Raw genomic sequence first — 15,835 nt, forward strand, 5'->3', positions numbered from 1 at the left:
GTGCGAAAGGAGGCAGCGATGCAAACCGCGACCCACGCAAAGATCAAAGTGTTCTGGCAACCCGGCTGTTCGTCGTGCCTACGCACCAAGGAGTTTCTGACGAAGCAGGGCATCGAATTCGAATCGATCGACGTGCATAACGATCCGGACGGCGCCCGGCAACTGGCCGCGCTGGGCGCGCGTAGCGTGCCCGTGGTCGCGCTCGGCGGCCGCTACACGTTCTGTCAGTCGATCAACGACGTCATCAAGTTTCTGGATCTGAAGACGAAGATCATGACGCCGCTGCCGCCGGCGGAACTGGTCAGCCGCCTCGAACTCGTGCTCGAATCGAACGCGCGTTATACACGGCAATTCAGCGGCGCCGCATATCGCGAGCCGTTCAGGAATCGCAACCGGACGCCGGCCGGGCTGACGTTTCACGTCTTCCGCGTTGCCGAGATGGGAATCGAAGCCGCGCAGCAGATCGAATTGCGTTTTGAAGGATTCGACGAGGTACCGCCCGCCGACTGGGGACCTCAGGAAATCGCCGCATGGGGCGACAGCGTGAGAGCGCACTTGCGCGCCTGGTGGCAGGCCGAGACGGATCGCTCGTTGAGCTACGACGTACCCACTTACTATGGAAGACGGCCGATGCACGAAGTGCTGGAGCGCACCGCGTGGCATAGTGCGCAACACACGCGGCAGGTCATGCTGATGCTGGAAAGCGAAGGCGTGGCGGTCGACCGGCCGCTAACGGCTCAGGATCTGGCCGGCTTACCGCTGCCCGATGAAGTGTGGGACAGATGACGGCCGATCCGGCTGTGCGCGGTTGTGCGGCACGGAAAGCGCCGCATTGAAAGCATGACGGAGTGTCGCAAGCGGTTCATAAACTGAACCCATCTTTCGCGTCTGCGTGGCAGAATCGCCTTCAATCCGTCGGCGAGACAGAAACAGATGACCACGCTGCGCGAAAAATCCACCGACTCGGTGTATCAACAGTTACGCACCAAAATCCTCAGCAATGAGTTGCGTCCCGGCATGCAATTGCTGGAACGCGACCTCGTCAGTCTGTTCGGCGTGAGCCGCACGCCCGTGCGGGAGGCGCTCGTGCGTCTGCAGAAGGAAAACCTGCTGCAGATCGTGCCACGTCACGGCATTCGCGTACGTCAGGTGTCGCTTGCGGATATCGAGGAAATCAACCAGGTGCAAAGCAGCCTCGAAGCAACCGCTGCGGGCATCGCCGCGGCGGCGACGCTGCGCGCCAAAGACCTGGCACTCTTCGATCAGGCCTGCAACGCCATGGAACGGGCGCGCGAGAAAAACGACCTTGCCGCCTGGAGCGCCGCCGACGAGGCCTTTTACGCGCATCTGCTGAAGCTGGGCGGCAATCCTCGGCTCACGCAGATCGTCAACGAATGCCGGGATCAGATTCGACGGGTGCGCGACCTCACTCTACGTCTCACCGCGTTGGCCGATCTGCCGGCGGCGCAACATCGGGCGATCGTGGGCGCGATCCGTGCCGGCGACGGCGCGACCGCCGAACGCCTGTGCCGCGACTATCGCGCGAATTGTCTGCAGTTCGAGATCGAGACGTTGCGGCGATTCCGCATTCTCGAGGTGTGAACCATGGCAAACCGGATCGACGCCAACGCGCTCGCGCCGGCCTGGCGAACGAATGTCCGCACGCGGCGACGCCCCCGGCCTCCCGCTCACCTATCATGCTGATGAACGCCTCGCCCATTCAGATAGGCACGTCATGACCGTAGCGTCGAGTGCAGCGCCTTCCAACATCCCCAGCGGGCAACTCCTGCCGTTCCGCGAATCGCTGCTGGCCATGCTCGGCATCTCGTTCGTCGCGATGCTGGTCGCGCTGGATCAAACCATCGTGGGCACCGCGCTGCCGCGTATCGTCGCCGAGTTGAAAGGCTTCGACCTGTACGCGTGGGTCGCGACGTCGTACATGCTGGCCTCCGTCATTACGATTCCGATCTTCGGGCGGCTCGGCGACCAGTTCGGCCGCAAGCCCTTTCTGATCGCCGCGATCATCCTGTTCACCGGCGCTTCCGTGTTGTGCGGGCTCGCCGGCAGCATGCTGCTGCTCGTCCTGTCGCGCGGCCTGCAAGGGATCGGCGGCGGCATTCTGATCGGCACGGTGTTCGCCACCGTCGCCGATCTGTTCCCCGATCCGAAGCGGCGGCTGCGCTGGCTGGTGTTCGTCACGTCCTCGTTCGGCGTGGCCAATATGGTGGGGCCCACGCTCGGCGGCATGCTGACGCAATACGGCGGCTGGCGGCTGGTGTTCTTCGTCAACGTGCCGGTCGGGCTGGTCTCGCTGCTATTCGTGCAGCGCTTTTTGCCGCCCCTGCATCAATTGCGGCGCGCGGGGCCGGTCCGGCTCGACTGGCTCGGCGCGTGCGTGCTCGCGCTCACGTTCGGCACGTTGCAAGTGCTGATCGAGTTGTTTCCGAAACATGGCGTCGACACGATGACGATCGCGCTGACCGCCGTCGCGGCGAGTTGCGCGCTGATTCTATGGCTGTGGGAACGCCGCGTCGGCTATCCGATCGTGCCCGTGGACATGCTGATGGATCGCAAGCTGTCCGCGCTGTTCGCGATGTCGGTGCTCGGCGGCTTCGCGCTGTTTTCGCTGGTGTTCTATGTGCCGCTGCTATTTCAAGGCGGCTATGCAATGTCCGCCCACGATTCGGGCATGCTGATCACGCCGTTGCTGCTGGGCACGACGATCGGCAGCGTGGTCAACAACCGGATCGTCACACGAATCCGGCGCGCGAACGGCATCATGTATGCGGGTTTTGCGCTGTCCGCGCTGGCGTGCCTCAGCGTGGTCGCGCTGCACGGCAACGAGCCGCATCTCGTGTGGATGTCGTGCATGGGCATCAGCGGACTCGGCCTCGGCCTGGTCGCCACCAGTCTGACGGTCTGTTCGCAACAGATCGTCGCGCGCGATCACGTCGGGGCGGCGACCGCGCTGCTGCAATCGCTGCGGACCTTCGGCGGCATGCTCGGCACGGTGATGACCGGCGCCCTGCTCGGCCATCTCTACTCGCGCGGCGTTCATCGTTCGCTCGATTCGTATCAGGCAACGCAGTGGTTCAAATCGTTCGCCAGTCCCGAGTTGCTGGTGGATCGCGCGGAACAGGCGGCATTGATCAACCGGCTGGTCAGCGCCGGCCACGCGGGCGACGCGATGATGAATTCCGCGCGCGACGCCCTCGTGCAGTCGATTCACATCGGCATTCTGGTCGCGGGCGCCGCCGCGCTGGTCGGCCTCTGCCTGGCCTGGTTCGTACCGCCGGTGCGGATCGGCTATCCGGACACCGTCCTCGCGCCGGACGTCCCAACACCGGCCGACGCCGCTCCTCCCGTGCCGCGCAGCGCGCGCTAGACGGGCACCTCCCAGGCATGCGGTTTGCTGACTAAAGACGTCGATCTGCCGATCGCGAACCCTTCTCACGATGGGCGCTGCGTGGCTAGCGTGACGGCGGATCCTGTCAACCCAAGCGGAGGTTATTAATATGTTGGGAACTATTCTTCTGATTGTGCTGATTCTTCTTCTCATCGGTGCGTTTCCGACCTGGCCGCACAGCCGCTCGTGGGGCTACGCGCCGACGGGTGGTATCGGCGTCGTGCTGATCGTCATCATCGTGTTGCTGGTGGCTGGTGTGATATAGCCACGGCAGATTGAACCAACGGTTCTTCGTTCAAACCGAACCTTGAAGCGGCGCCGGCCGCCGGATATCGATGCAGTTTGCTGCGTCGGTTATCCGGCGGTTTCGTTATGTCGACGGCTATCACCAACTCACGTTTGTCACGCCGGAGAATGGGATGGAAAAGTTACTCGCGAATCAGGTCGCTGTAATCACCGGGGCCAGTTCCGGGATTGGTTACGGCGTCGCCAAAGCGCTGGCGGATGCGGGCGCAGCCGTGGTGCTGAACTACCACTCGCATGCCGATGCGGCGCAACGACTCGCCGAGGAAATCGAACGGACCGGTGGCGCCGCGCTCGCGGTTCAAGCCGACGTAGCCGACCCGGCTCAAGTCGACAATATGTTCGACGCGTGCCGCGCGCATTTCGGGACGGTCGATATCGTGGTCGCGAATTCGGGCATGCAGAAAGACAGCGCGTTTGCCGACATGACGCTGCAAGATTGGCAAACGGTGTTGGCAACGAATCTGACCGGGCAATTCCTGACCGCGCAAGCAGCAGTGAAGGAATTCAGGCGGCGTGGACCGCGCGACGTGTCGAAAGCACTGGGCAAAATTATCTGCATGAGCTCCGTACATGAAGTGATTCCGTGGGCGGGACATGTGAACTATGCGGCTTCCAAAGGGGGCATTCAGATGTTCATGAAATCCCTCGCGCAGGAGGTCGCGCCCGAACGGATTCGCGTCAACTCCATCGCGCCCGGCGCAATCCGCACGCCGATCAATAAAGACGCGTGGGACACCGTAGCCGCGCGCGAAAAGTTGCTGAAATTGATTCCGTACGGCCGTGTCGGCGACGTGGACGACATCGGCAAGGCCGCGGTATGGCTCGCGTCGGATGAAAGCGATTACGTGGTCGGCACGACGTTGTTCGTCGACGGCGGCATGACGCTTTATCCTGGCTTCGCGGATAACGGTTGATGGCTGTTGCTTACGCGTCTCGTACTTCGTCACCGTCGAGCAGTTGCTCGAACAGATCCGTGCCGCCCATCTGACCACCCTTGAGCATGATCTCCATGCCGTCGAGATCCGCGCGATCGGCGTGCAAACGACACACCGTGACGCCGGCCGATAAGGGCGCGAGATACGATAAACCCCATGCACCGAGCGCGCGCACGGCGAAGCTCGATGTGTCGCCGCCGGCAATGCCGATGCGTTGCAGACGCACGGCGCCGAGTACCTGTTTCAACAGCGTCGCGCAGGTCTCGGCGAGGTGAGGGAGTGCGCCTTCGGCAGGCGCGGCTAGATGCGCATTCGTGTCGGCATCGGCACCGGCATTCGCCTTCGTTTCATGATCAGCCGCACGCGCCGCGCGCCGCTTCGTGAACGCAAGCACGTTGCGCCCGTCGCGCAACGACGCGGCTATCGCTGCCACCTGCGTCGCGAGATAAGCGGCTGCGTCGCCGCCGGTCATTTGCAACGGGTCCAACTCGACACGCAAATAAGAGTGCGCCGCCTCGATCTGTAACTCGGTCAGCGGCGACAAGCTCCCCGCCAGCACGAACACGGGACCCTGCGCGCGCGCCAACCCGACTGAACCCGTGGCCACCGCAGATCGACCAGCCGTGCCGCGCGTCAAGGCATACGCCTGCGCGACACTACTCGCGCCAACCGCCAGCAGCGGCGCCGACGTCGCGGCGTAACGCGAGATCAACTCGCCGATCGCGTGCAGATGCGACGCGTCGAGCACATCGAACAGCACGGCGTCCGGCTTTAAATCGAGCCGACGCCGCACCTCGGATTGCAGCGCCGCAGCGCCCGACGCATAGCTCCGCCAGTCGACCGATTGCACATTCTGCAAGCCTTGCCGCTGCAGATGCACGCGCAAATCCGCTTCATTCATCGGCGTGACTGGATGCCGGCTCATGGTCGGATGACGATCGATCCGGTAGACCGTTTTCCGGGCGTCATCGGCGCCGGCCGCCGCGAATAACTGGCCAAACACGCAATAGCGCCGCAAATCCGGCTGCCCGCCGATCACCGCGACGAGTTCGTTCGCGCAGTACTCGCGCAAGGTCTGGATCGCCACGCCGATGCTGCCGGTCTGCGGCGCGCTATCGAAGGTCGAGCACACCTTGTAGTGCATCACGCGCACGCCGAGCTTCGCGAATGCCGCGCCGACATGGGTGAGTTCGTGTTGCTGCGCGGAAGGCGCCATGGTCCGCGCGGCGCCCGCGACACCGACCGCATCGAGCGGGCCCGACGTCGATAGACGCGCGGCATCCGGCGGCTCGAAAAACAGCATCGTGCGTATGCCGGCGCGCGCGAGATGCGCGAGCGTGTCGGTCGCGCCGGTGAAATCGTCGCCGTAGAACGCGTAGTCCGGGCCATCGTCGCGCGGCAGGTCACTCATAGTCTCTACCCCTTGTACGACGTGCCGCTGCGCCGCTCACGCGCGGCCGCCGAAAAACGCCAACGCGCGCCGCAGTTCCGGCATGTGCTCCGCGTACACCGTTAGCGGCGTGCCGGCCTGCACGGCAGCCCACGCCTGGCGCACGCTAGTCACGCCCGCGGCGGGGCCGTCCGGATGCGCGAGAATGCCGCCGCCCGACATGAACAGCAGATCAGTGGACCGCACCGCGTCGAACGTAGCCTGCGCGGTGCCGGCCCATTGCCCCGATGAGAACGCGGGCAGCACCACGTCGTCGACACCGGGCGCGAGCGGCGTCGCGCAGTCGCGCGCCGACTCGATCACCTCGGCGTCGCTCTGCGCGAATTTGCCGGCCAGGCCGTGAACGTGCATATGATCGACGCCGCTCAAACGCCACAACGTTTGATACGCCTGAAACGACATGCCGAGCGCCGGATCGCGCGACATCATGCCGTAGCCGTTGCGATGCGCGTGCAACACCAGCGGCGTAGCGCGGCGCAGCGTCTGGATCGCGGAGAAGCCGCACCAATTGATGCTCGCCATCACGCAACTGCCGCCCTCCTGTTCGACCAGGTCGGCATGACGACGCATGGCGTCGAGGTCGTCGGTGATATTGAAGGCGACCATGACCGGCCGGCCGCTACGCTCGCGATAGCCGCGCACCTCGGCCATCACCGCCCGCACGCGCTCCGCGAGCGGCGCGTGCAGCGGATTCGCGCACACCTCGTCGTCCTTGATGAAATCGACGCCTGCTTCGCAGAGCTCGCGCACCAGCGCTGCCGTTTCCGCTGCGCTCAGGCCGACGTTCGGCTTGACGATGGTGCCGATCAACGGTCGGTCGCGCACTTCGGTCAACGCGCGCGTGCCATTCACACCATGCCGCGGCATGTCAAACCGCGCGCGATAGGTAGCCGGCAAACGCAGCGACAACAGGCGCATGCCGGTCACTTCGCCGAGGTCGTACAGATTGCCGGCGACGGTCGCGGCCAGCGTCGGCAGATTCGCGCCGATGTTGGCCAGCGGGAACGACAGCGTGACCCGCGCGCGCCGCCACGGACCCGTTGCGTGCTGGCGCGCGAGCCACGCGTTCGGCAAGCTGGGTTGCGCCGCGGCGTCGAGTTCTTCGATTTGCAACACGGTTGCGCGGCTGCGGGCGCGCAGCGCATCGGATTCATTGGCGACGCGCACGAAGGTGCCGCTCGACTGCTCGCCGGCCATCACGTCGGCGACGCGTGCGGGATCGAGCGGCGTCTCGATCAGATAGTCGGCTTCGAGTACATCGTCGCCGGTCTGCCGTTGCGGCGCGGCGTTCATAGCATGCCCAGATCGGGAAAACGGCGTATCGGATCGCTACCGTCCCAGTCGCGGGACGCCACGTGGATCATGTCGAACAGTTTGCCTTTCGGCCCAGCTATCTCCGACAGTTCGATCACCGTGCCCGGATGGTTTTCCGTGTCGAAGTAAACGAACCGGCCGTTGCGCCCCACTTCGCCGCTCATCGCGACCGTGAAGCCCTGCGCTTGCAGACGCGCGAGATCCGCGTCGAACGAGGTGGTCCAATACGCGTTGTGCTGCAAGCCCGTGTGACCGGCGGCGAGAAAGTCGCGATACATGGACGGCGCGTCATTGCGAGTCTGGATCAGCTCGACCTGCAGCGGCCCCGAGTTCGCCAACGCGACCGAGTTATGCACCTCGTAAGATTGGCCGCGATACGTGTAATTTTCGATCGGCACGTGTTCGTTGTAGAACCAGGGGCCGACGCCGAGCACGCGGCTCCAGTAGTCCATTGCGGCTTCGATATCGCGGACCACGTATCCCGCCTGACGAATTTCGCCAAAGAAACGACTCATGTAGCTCTCCCAAAGCGTCAGGATTGAAAAGACGAGCGACACCCCGGCGTGGCTGTCGATGCCGCGTCCGTAGGTCGAACGTATAAAGAAAACCTAGAGAAACCCGATCGATATCCAGGGAATCGCCGCGACCAGAATCAGGCCGAAGATCAACGCGCCCATATAACCGACGATCGGACCGATACCCGCGTCGGGATTGACCTTGCTGATCGCGCATGCCGAGTAATAGCCAACGCCGAACGGCGGTGAGAACAGGCCGACGCCCATCGACAGAATCACGACGATCGCGTAGTGCACCTCGTTGACGCCGGCCATCCGCGCGATCGGGAACAGCAGCGGCCCGAATAGCACGATCGCGGGAATCCCTTCGAGCACGCTGCCGAGCATCACGAACACGACGATCGACACCGCGAGAAAACCGTACGCACCGCCGGGCATGGCGCCCATCCATTGCGCGAGGTCCTGCGAAAAGCCGGATTGCGTGAGCGCCCACGCCATCGCGGTTGCGCATCCGATGATGAAAAGAATCGCCCCCGACAAGGTTGCGGCGTCCACCAGCATGCGGCCGAGCCGCCGCCATTCGAAGCGGCGATAGATCAGCACGCCGACCAGCATCGAATAGGCGATGCCGATGGTCGACACTTCGGTTGCGGTTGCGATCCCTTCGACCACCGCCATGCGAATCACGAACGGCAAGGCCAGCGCCGGCAACGACACGAGCAACAGCCGCCCGATCTGCGCCCGCGTGAAACGCTGCGCACCGCTCAGGTCTTCCTTGCGATAACGCCACCACACCACGACGCACAGAATCAGCGCGAGCACCGCGCCTGGCAGCATGCCCGCCGTGAACAGCGCGGAGATCGACAAGCCGGTAACCGAGCCGATCGTGATCAACACGATGCTCGGTGGAATCGTTTCGCTTTGCGCACCGGTGGTGGCGAGCAGCGCGACCAGATCGCCTTCGGCGGCGCCGCGTTTTTTCATCTCGGGGAACAGCACCGGCGCGATCGCCGCCATGTCCGCCACCTTCGACCCGGAGATGCCGGACACCAGATACATCGCGCCGATCAGCACGAACGACAAGCCGCCATGCACATGACCGACGAGGCTCGCGAGGAATTCGATCATCGCGCGCGCCATGCCGGTCATTTCGATCAGCAGGCCGAGGAATACGAACAGCGGCACGGCCAGCAACACCAGATGCGACATGCCCTCGTCCATCCGGCCGACCATCACTTCGAGCGGGGTAAAGGTCGAGAGACCGAGATAGCCGAAGGTGGCCAGCGCGAAGGAAAACCCGATCGGCACGCCCGAGAAAATGCCCACCGCCACGACGCCGACGAAAAAAATCACGAGGTTGGTCTTGCCGAGGGTCTGGAACCACGGACCGGCGAACACCGCCACCGCACCCAGCAGCGCCGCGATGGCGAGCGCAATGAGTACATCGCGCAGTCGGCTCACCTGGGCGAGACGCAGCAGGCCGACCAGCAGCATGAGCGCCGCGCCGATCGGCAACGCGAGCGCGCGCCACGCGTTGCTGATCTGCAAGGCGGGCGTCACGATCGCAGCCTCGCCGGACGCGTAGTCATAGGCCGGCGCAATCAGCAGCGCCAGCAACGCAACCGAGGCCGCGATCGCCAGCGTATCGACAAACGCCCGCCGCGACGGCGACAAACGGCTGACCAGCGCCGTCATCCGCATATGTTCGCCGCGTCGCAACGCAAGCACGGCGCCGAGCATGGCGAGCCACAGAAACAGAATGCCAGCGAGTTCGTCCGACCAGACGAGCGGCTGATGCAGCAGGTAGCGCCACACCACGCCCGCGAACATGACGACGATTTCCATCGCCAGCAGGGCGGCCGCGCAGACTTCGACGAGCGCGATCAACCCGCGATCGAAGCTTCGCAGCCAGCGGCGCGGCGCACTCGCCGCGTGCAACGGCACGTGGGCTTCCACTGGGTTCAACGCATGATTCGACATCCTTGCGCCTCCTCGCGGGTACTCGCCGCGCTCCGTCTTTTCCTGCCGGCTGCTCACCGGTTTGCCGCGCACGTTCAGGCCAGCTTGCCGACCGACTGTTCGAGCAGGTCCCACGCCTGATCGCCGAATTTGCTTTTCCATTCGGCGTAAAAGCCCGCCTGGCGCAATGCGGCGCGAAACGTATCCGGCGCAGGACGATTGATCGCGAGGCCTTTGCTCTGCAAATCCGCGACGGCCGCGTCGTTGAGCTTGCGCACGTCCTCGCGCTGCCGCAGAGCCGACTGATTGAACGCGTCGCTCGCAATGGCCTGCAGGTCTTTCGGCAAGCCCTGCCACGCGCGCGGGTTCAGCACGAACCAGTAGCCGTCCCACATGTGATTGGTCAGGGAACAGTACTTCTGCACTTCGTAGAGTTTCGCCACTTGCACGATCGGCAGCGGGTTTTCCTGCGCATCGACGATATGCGTTTGCAGCGACGAATAGACTTCGCTGAATTGCAGGCTGGTGGGCGACGCGCCGAGACCCTTGAACATGTCGATACTGAGTGGGCTCACCGGCACGCGAATCTTCAGACCGTGCATGGTCTGCGCGCTCGTGATCGGACCGGTGCTGGTGGTCGTCTGACGAAAGCCGTTGTCCCACATCTTCTCGAACGACTCGAGGCCGGCCTTTTGCATCGCCGCGCGCACGTAGGCGCCGAGCTTGCCGTCCATCGCGCTCCATACCTGGTGGTAGTCGCTGAAGGCGAAGCCGACGGCATTGATCGCGACCGACGGCGCGAGCGTCGACACCACCAGCGCCGACGGCGTGAACATTTCGATGCCGCCGCTGCGCACCTGCGCGAGCATGTCGGTGTCGCCGCCCAACTGGTTGTTGGGGAATATCCGGATCTCCATGCGCCCCCTGGACGCGTCGCGAATCTGGTTGGCGGCCTCCTGCGAGCGCACGTTCAGCGGATGCGTGAGCGGCAGATTGTTGCCGTACTTGAACACGAATTCCGGGCCGGACGCCGCGCGTACGATCGCCGGAAAACCCAGCGCGCCGGCTAGCGGCACGGCGGCCGCGGCGCGCAGCACGGTGCGTCTCGCGAGGTTGGTCATTTGAGCGTCTCCTTGCTTATAATTGATGTGACGGTCGATTCCATCAAAAACCATCATCGTTCACGACAACCGTTGTTGCTATGACGGACTACGCTTTGATTTCGGGTCAGCGGCGTTCAGTCGTTGCGTGATAGCTGCAAGACTAGGCGTGCGCGGCAAGCACTGTCAAACCGCGAACTTGATGGTTTTTGATTGACCTCTCCCTGAAGAACTGCCATGTCCGAACCGCTTTCCGGCGCCGCCGTTAGCCTCGCCGCACGCGCTCGCATTCCCGATATCGCGCGTGTCGCCGGGGTCTCCACCGCCACGGTGGATCGCGTGCTCAACGGTCGCGAGAACGTGCGCGCCGTGACCGCGCAACGTGTGCTGCAGGCGGCCGCGCAACTCGGCTATCTGCTCACGTCCAACGCGCCCGCCGTCGTGCCGTCGAAGCCCATGCGGATCGCCTTTCTGCTGCCCGCCGGCACCAATCGCTACCTGCACATGCTCGGCGACTACATCGATTTCGCCCACGATCAATGGAACGCGCTCGATATGAAATGCCGCGTGCACTATGTGGAGAGTTTCAATCCGAAGGAATTGGCCGACCGTCTGTTGCATTACGGTCAGCGCGCGGACGGCGTGGTATTCATGGCGCTCGAACATCCGCAGGTGCGCGACGCGGTGAATGCGCTCGCGGACCAGGGAGTGCCCGCCATCACGCTGATTTCCGATTTATCGAACGCGCGGCGGCTGGCTTATGTGGGCATCGACAACCGTTCGGCCGGCCGTACCGCAGCGCTGTTGCTAGGGCGTTTCATGGGGCCGAGACCCAACGGCAAGATCGCGATGCTCGCGGGCAGTCTCAACTATCGCGGGCACGAAGAGCGCGAGATCGGCTTTCTGCATCTGATCGAATCGACGTTTCCGCAGGTACGTGTGATCGGATTGCGCGAGGGGCACGACGATAGCGAGCGCAACTATATGCAGACGCGCAAGCTGCTGGAACAGCATCCGGATCTCGCCGGCATTTATAACAGCGGTGGCGGATCGGATGGTGTCGCGCGTGCGATTGTCGAAGCGCGTTCTGAACAGAAGATCCTGTTCGTCGGTCATGGCTTGACGCCGGATACGCGCGCTCTGTTGATCGACGGAACGATGGACGCGCTGATCACGCAAACGCCGCAGTCGATGGTAGGAAATTGTCTGCGGATTTTCCGCAACGTACGGGAGAAACGCGACGCGATGCACGACGTGAAGCCGGTGCAATTCAGTATCGTTCTGCGGGAGAACCTGCCCTGAGGGGAACGGGGCAACGCGGCGCAGGCATGGCCGCCTTCGTCAAATGCCTCGCTGTACGAGGTCAGGCACGCGGGATGCTGAGACAACTTCGTATTCAAACTTCGATACGAAAGGAGATCACATCATGCCTTATCTTCTCGGCTGGCTTCTCGGTGTCCCGCTGATCGTACTGGTCATCCTGTACCTGATTTTTCACTGATACCCCGCAGTATGGGCTCAGCGCCATCGCGCTGACACCTGAAAGGCGACGTCCGCAATGTGCGGCGTCGCCTTTCGCGCATGCGGTATGCGCTCAGCGCACCGCCGCCATCAACGTGCCCATCCCGGCATGAGCTTACATGCGTCGCCAACAGGCGCGCCGTACCGTTTATCGCGGTCGATCGACCCGATGGTGGACAAAAGCAGAGGCCGGCAGGCATTCGGTTAGGAACATGCGTCCATGCCCGGCGAGCGCGCCTTCCAGCGCGGTTGACGCCGGAATTCGCCCGCGTGCCGCCTTCTTGCTGTGAAGGCAGCGAGACACCGCATGACAGCTTGTGGCTGAACGAGGCCACGGGCGCGAAGCCTGTGGTCCGGGCGGTTGTCCCGGGCATGAATGCACCCTGAAAATATACCCGGAGGCAGGCTGGATAGGCTTCTTAAAGGAGCACGCTGGCCGCGCGATGTCGGGACGATATTCCGCTACAATACAATTTCTAGGAACATTATTTCGGAAAACCTATGTCAACTCGAAATCGCCCACTCGACAGCCAGGATCGCAAGATCATGCGCGAATTGCAGAAAAACGCGCGTCTGAGCAATGCGGAACTGGCCGAGTTGGTCGGTATGTCGACCACCGCGTGCTGGAATCGCACGCGCCAGCTGGAAACGGAGGGCTATATCCGCGGCTACGTGGCTTTGCTCGATCAGCAGAAGCTCGGCTTCGCCGATGTGGTGTTGCTGGAGGTCACGCTCGACCGTCACGACGACGACGCGCTCGCCCGCTTCGGCGCCGAACTCGCGACGCTGTCGGAAGTGCTCGAGGCGTATCTGGTGTCGGGCGATTACGACTACCTGGTCAAGGTGGCAGTGGACGGCACCGCGGGTTACGAGCGGTTCCTGCGCGAGAAGCTCTACAAGATTGCCGGCATCCGGCATAGCCGCTCGATGTTCGCGCTGCGCTGCATGAAAAGCATTCCGTCGATTGCGGTCTAGCGGGCCGCCGGGTTAGATCTTTACGCAAACTGCCTGGACCGCGCGCGCTGCACGCACGCGACGTGCGGCTCCGCCATCGCCACGATGATTCGCTACGGACTCGAAAATGGCGCGCTTCGCGATGACCATGACGCTCAGCCGATAGCGCTACGCAACGGCTTCTGACATGCGGCCAGCACCGCGCCGCCTGCAAGCAGCAGCGCGGAATAGACCAGCCCGCGCGCGAGACCGGCGCCGTCCGAGACCCAGCCGATCATCGTCGGCCCCACGATCTGGCCGAACGCGAAGACGATCGTGAAAGCGCTGATGCCTTTGGCCCAGTGGCTCGCGGGCAGATTGTGGCGCACGAACGCGGTGGTCGATGCGACCGCCGACAGAAACGTCGCGCCGAACAGCACGCCGGACACGAAGGCCACCCACGGTTGCGTGAACAGCGCCGGCAGCAGCGTCGCGATGGCGAGCAGCGCGTTGAGCACCGCGAGCGCCTGACCGCCGCGCATACGGTCGAGCAGGCCGGCCCACACGCGCGCCGACATCACCGTCGCCACGCCGAGCAGCAGATAAAAGCCGGTGACGACCACCGCGCTCATGCCGGCATTGCGCAGCAGCGCCACGATGAACGTCATATAGCCGATATAGCCGACGCCGAACAGTCCGTAGCCCGCCAATGCGAGGCTGAACCGCGGCCAGCGCGGCGCCTCGGTGCTGGCGGTTGCGCGCGCCGCCGCCGTCGCCGCATGCACGTTGGGATGCACCCGTTCGATCTTGCGCGCCGCCTGAATCGCCACGGCGGCGAACGCCGCGCACGCGAGGGCCAACGCGAACCACGCGAACTGCCAGCCATGCGCGGTGTTGACGATCGTCAGCGGCACCAGCACCGACGCCACCACGATTCCCCATCCCGTGCCGCCGTAGTACAGACCGAGCACGAGGCCGGCGTCGTGCGGTCTTGCCGACGCCAGGCGCGCCGCCAGCACACCGCCACTGATAAAAATCGCCGCGCTGGCCACGCCGGTGATCACTCGCAACGCCAGCAGCGAATGCGTGTCCGAGAGCAGGCCGCTGACGGCCATGAGCAGCGTGGTGGCCGCGCACCCGACGCCGAACAGGACACCCGACGACCAGCGGCGCGCGAGTGGCGGGAACGTCAGCGCGCCGAGCAGGTAGCCCAATGCGTTGGCGGTGTTCATCGCACCGGCCTGCGCGAAGCTCCAGCCGAGGTCGAGTTTCATTGACGGCAGTAGCAGCGCGTACGCAAAGCGGGCAAGTCCCAACGCGATCGCGCTGCCTAGCGAGAGCGCGGCGGCCAGCAGCAGGGTCGGGAGACGGTGCGCCGCTTGGGTAGCCGTGGCAGCCACGGCGGCGTCGAGTGATTTTGTCGGCATGGGCGGGCGGATGTGGGCAAGGATGCTGTAGGCCGGGCGTGCTGCAAACGCTGATTACGGCACGCCGCCATCATATCTGGGGACGCCGGGCGGGGCTGACAGTTAGTTGCCTTTAACGAGCCAAGGCCATTCCCTTTGACGCTACGCGCACTGACGGCGCGCGTACCGGACAAGCGTGAGGTCGACAACTGTCAGGACTAACACATCCATCTAAATGCGAATGATTTGCATTTACGAGATAATTAGCCCATTATTCAGCCCATACCTTCAGTCGATTACACGCCATGACCACGCTAGACATCAGCCGCCTCGAACCCGCACCTTCCGTATCCGCGCAACCCGGCACCGCCGCCACGCCTCATGCATCGGCGGCGCTCGAGGTGTTGCTGTCGCGCCAATCGCAATGGCCGCTCACCGAACCCGGCCCCGCCGACGCCGAACTCGATCTGATCTTCGACGCCGCGATGCGCGCGCCCGATCACGGCAATCTGCGGCCCTGGCGCTTCGTCACGATTCGCGGCGAAGCACGCGGTGCGCTCGGCGACCTGCTGGTCGATCTGGCCAGCGCGCGTTCACCGGACGAACCGCGCTCCGCGCACGCGCATCGGCGGCAGAAGGCCTTTGCGGCACCGCTCGTGATCGCACTCGGGGCGGCCGTGTCGGCACATCCGAAAGTGCCGGAGATCGAGCAACTACTGGCCGCCGGCGCGGCGACGATGAACCTGCTCAACGCGATTCACGCGCTTGGCTACGGCGGTTTCTGGGCCACCGGGCCGGACAGCTATGAAGCGCGTCTGCGCGACGCGCTGGGCTTTGCGTCGAACGAGCGTCTGCTCGGCTTTCTGTTCGTGGGCACCGCGAAAATACCCGGCGCAACGCCGGTGCGGCCGTCGCACAGCGCGCACGTGCGCGAATGGTTGCCGCCGCAACCAGTCCGAAACTAATGCAAGCCATCGACGCGCATGTTGC

General features: G+C 64.0%; 14 protein-coding genes. 8 read left to right on the plus strand and 6 right to left on the minus strand.

Annotated features, from left to right (window positions below; all coding sequences use genetic code 11):
* Positions 1 to 18 precede the first annotated feature (18 nt).
* From BX591_RS11470 to BX591_RS11490, 5 genes are all read left to right on the plus strand, one after another.
* Complete coding sequence (locus BX591_RS11470) at positions 19 to 786, plus strand: glutaredoxin domain-containing protein (RefSeq protein WP_111931312.1); 768 nt, start codon at positions 19 to 21, stop codon at positions 784 to 786.
* A gap of 147 nt (positions 787 to 933) precedes the next feature.
* Positions 934 to 1,602, plus strand: a complete 669-nt coding sequence (locus BX591_RS11475; protein ID WP_111931314.1) for a GntR family transcriptional regulator — start codon at positions 934 to 936, stop codon at positions 1,600 to 1,602.
* 133 nt (positions 1,603 to 1,735) lie between these two features.
* Positions 1,736 to 3,385, plus strand: a complete 1,650-nt coding sequence (locus tag BX591_RS11480) for an MFS transporter (RefSeq protein ID WP_111931316.1) — start codon at positions 1,736 to 1,738, stop codon at positions 3,383 to 3,385.
* A 130-nt stretch (positions 3,386 to 3,515) separates the two neighbouring features.
* Entirely contained in the window at positions 3,516 to 3,671 is a 156-nt protein-coding gene (locus BX591_RS11485) for a DUF3309 family protein (RefSeq protein WP_035559900.1), read from the plus strand.
* A 154-nt stretch (positions 3,672 to 3,825) separates the two neighbouring features.
* Complete coding sequence (locus BX591_RS11490; RefSeq protein WP_111931541.1) at positions 3,826 to 4,626, plus strand: SDR family oxidoreductase; 801 nt, start codon at positions 3,826 to 3,828, stop codon at positions 4,624 to 4,626.
* Between the two features lie 10 nt (positions 4,627 to 4,636).
* Here the strand turns inward: BX591_RS11490 and BX591_RS11495 are convergent, their stop codons facing one another.
* The 5 genes from BX591_RS11495 to BX591_RS11515 form a co-directional block, all read right to left on the minus strand.
* Positions 4,637 to 6,058, minus strand: coding sequence for a four-carbon acid sugar kinase family protein (locus tag BX591_RS11495; RefSeq protein WP_111931318.1), 1,422 nt, complete (start codon positions 6,056 to 6,058; stop codon positions 4,637 to 4,639).
* Positions 6,059 to 6,094: 36 nt separating this feature from the next.
* Entirely contained in the window at positions 6,095 to 7,390 is a 1,296-nt protein-coding gene (locus BX591_RS11500) for a ribulose-bisphosphate carboxylase large subunit family protein (RefSeq protein ID WP_111931320.1), read from the minus strand.
* The gene (locus BX591_RS11505; RefSeq protein WP_111931322.1) at positions 7,387 to 7,926 is read right to left on the minus strand and encodes a VOC family protein; all 540 of its coding nucleotides are present in this window, start codon (positions 7,924 to 7,926) and stop codon (positions 7,387 to 7,389) included. Before BX591_RS11505 ends, BX591_RS11500 begins: the two co-directional genes overlap by 4 nt.
* 93 nt (positions 7,927 to 8,019) lie before the next feature.
* A complete protein-coding gene (locus BX591_RS11510; RefSeq protein ID WP_111931324.1) occupies positions 8,020 to 9,906 on the minus strand; it encodes a TRAP transporter large permease in 1,887 nt (628 codons plus the stop codon).
* A gap of 74 nt (positions 9,907 to 9,980) precedes the next feature.
* A complete protein-coding gene (locus BX591_RS11515) occupies positions 9,981 to 11,006 on the minus strand; it encodes a TRAP transporter substrate-binding protein (RefSeq protein ID WP_111931326.1) in 1,026 nt (341 codons plus the stop codon).
* 216 nt (positions 11,007 to 11,222) lie between these two features.
* Between BX591_RS11515 and BX591_RS11520 the strand changes: the two genes are divergently transcribed.
* Complete coding sequence (locus BX591_RS11520) at positions 11,223 to 12,287, plus strand: LacI family DNA-binding transcriptional regulator (protein ID WP_111931328.1); 1,065 nt, start codon at positions 11,223 to 11,225, stop codon at positions 12,285 to 12,287.
* Between the two features lie 720 nt (positions 12,288 to 13,007).
* Positions 13,008 to 13,481 carry an Lrp/AsnC family transcriptional regulator gene (locus BX591_RS11525; protein ID WP_111931330.1) on the plus strand — a complete coding sequence of 158 codons (474 nt, stop codon included), beginning with the start codon at positions 13,008 to 13,010 and terminating at the stop codon, positions 13,479 to 13,481.
* A 134-nt stretch (positions 13,482 to 13,615) separates the two neighbouring features.
* Here BX591_RS11525 and BX591_RS11530 read toward each other — a convergent pair whose 3' ends face one another.
* Complete coding sequence (locus tag BX591_RS11530; RefSeq protein WP_111931332.1) at positions 13,616 to 14,866, minus strand: YbfB/YjiJ family MFS transporter; 1,251 nt, start codon at positions 14,864 to 14,866, stop codon at positions 13,616 to 13,618.
* A gap of 284 nt (positions 14,867 to 15,150) precedes the next feature.
* Here BX591_RS11530 and BX591_RS11535 point away from each other — a divergent pair, with 284 nt between their 5' ends.
* A complete protein-coding gene (locus BX591_RS11535) occupies positions 15,151 to 15,810 on the plus strand; it encodes a nitroreductase family protein (protein ID WP_111931334.1) in 660 nt (219 codons plus the stop codon).
* Positions 15,811 to 15,835 lie beyond the last annotated feature (25 nt).

Origin of the sequence: Paraburkholderia bryophila (assembly GCF_003269035.1) — a bacterium.
Classification (GTDB): Bacteria; Pseudomonadota; Gammaproteobacteria; order Burkholderiales; family Burkholderiaceae; genus Paraburkholderia; species Paraburkholderia bryophila.

Bases quoted from the DNA above. Each gene is read 5' to 3' on its own strand.
- BX591_RS11470 (WP_111931312.1), top strand. From the start codon at position 19: ATGCAAACCGCGACCCACGCAAAGATCAAAGTGTTCTGGCAACCCGGC.
- BX591_RS11475 (WP_111931314.1), top strand. From the start codon at position 934: ATGACCACGCTGCGCGAAAAATCCACCGACTCGGTGTATCAACAGTTA.
- BX591_RS11480 (WP_111931316.1), top strand. From the start codon at position 1,736: ATGACCGTAGCGTCGAGTGCAGCGCCTTCCAACATCCCCAGCGGGCAA.
- BX591_RS11485 (WP_035559900.1), top strand. From the start codon at position 3,516: ATGTTGGGAACTATTCTTCTGATTGTGCTGATTCTTCTTCTCATCGGT.
- BX591_RS11490 (WP_111931541.1), top strand. From the start codon at position 3,826: ATGGAAAAGTTACTCGCGAATCAGGTCGCTGTAATCACCGGGGCCAGT.
- BX591_RS11495 (WP_111931318.1), bottom strand. From the start codon at position 6,058: ATGAGTGACCTGCCGCGCGACGATGGCCCGGACTACGCGTTCTACGGC.
- BX591_RS11500 (WP_111931320.1), bottom strand. From the start codon at position 7,390: ATGAACGCCGCGCCGCAACGGCAGACCGGCGACGATGTACTCGAAGCC.
- BX591_RS11505 (WP_111931322.1), bottom strand. From the start codon at position 7,926: ATGAGTCGTTTCTTTGGCGAAATTCGTCAGGCGGGATACGTGGTCCGC.
- BX591_RS11510 (WP_111931324.1), bottom strand. From the start codon at position 9,906: ATGTCGAATCATGCGTTGAACCCAGTGGAAGCCCACGTGCCGTTGCAC.
- BX591_RS11515 (WP_111931326.1), bottom strand. From the start codon at position 11,006: ATGACCAACCTCGCGAGACGCACCGTGCTGCGCGCCGCGGCCGCCGTG.
- BX591_RS11520 (WP_111931328.1), top strand. From the start codon at position 11,223: ATGTCCGAACCGCTTTCCGGCGCCGCCGTTAGCCTCGCCGCACGCGCT.
- BX591_RS11525 (WP_111931330.1), top strand. From the start codon at position 13,008: ATGTCAACTCGAAATCGCCCACTCGACAGCCAGGATCGCAAGATCATG.
- BX591_RS11530 (WP_111931332.1), bottom strand. From the start codon at position 14,866: ATGCCGACAAAATCACTCGACGCCGCCGTGGCTGCCACGGCTACCCAA.
- BX591_RS11535 (WP_111931334.1), top strand. From the start codon at position 15,151: ATGACCACGCTAGACATCAGCCGCCTCGAACCCGCACCTTCCGTATCC.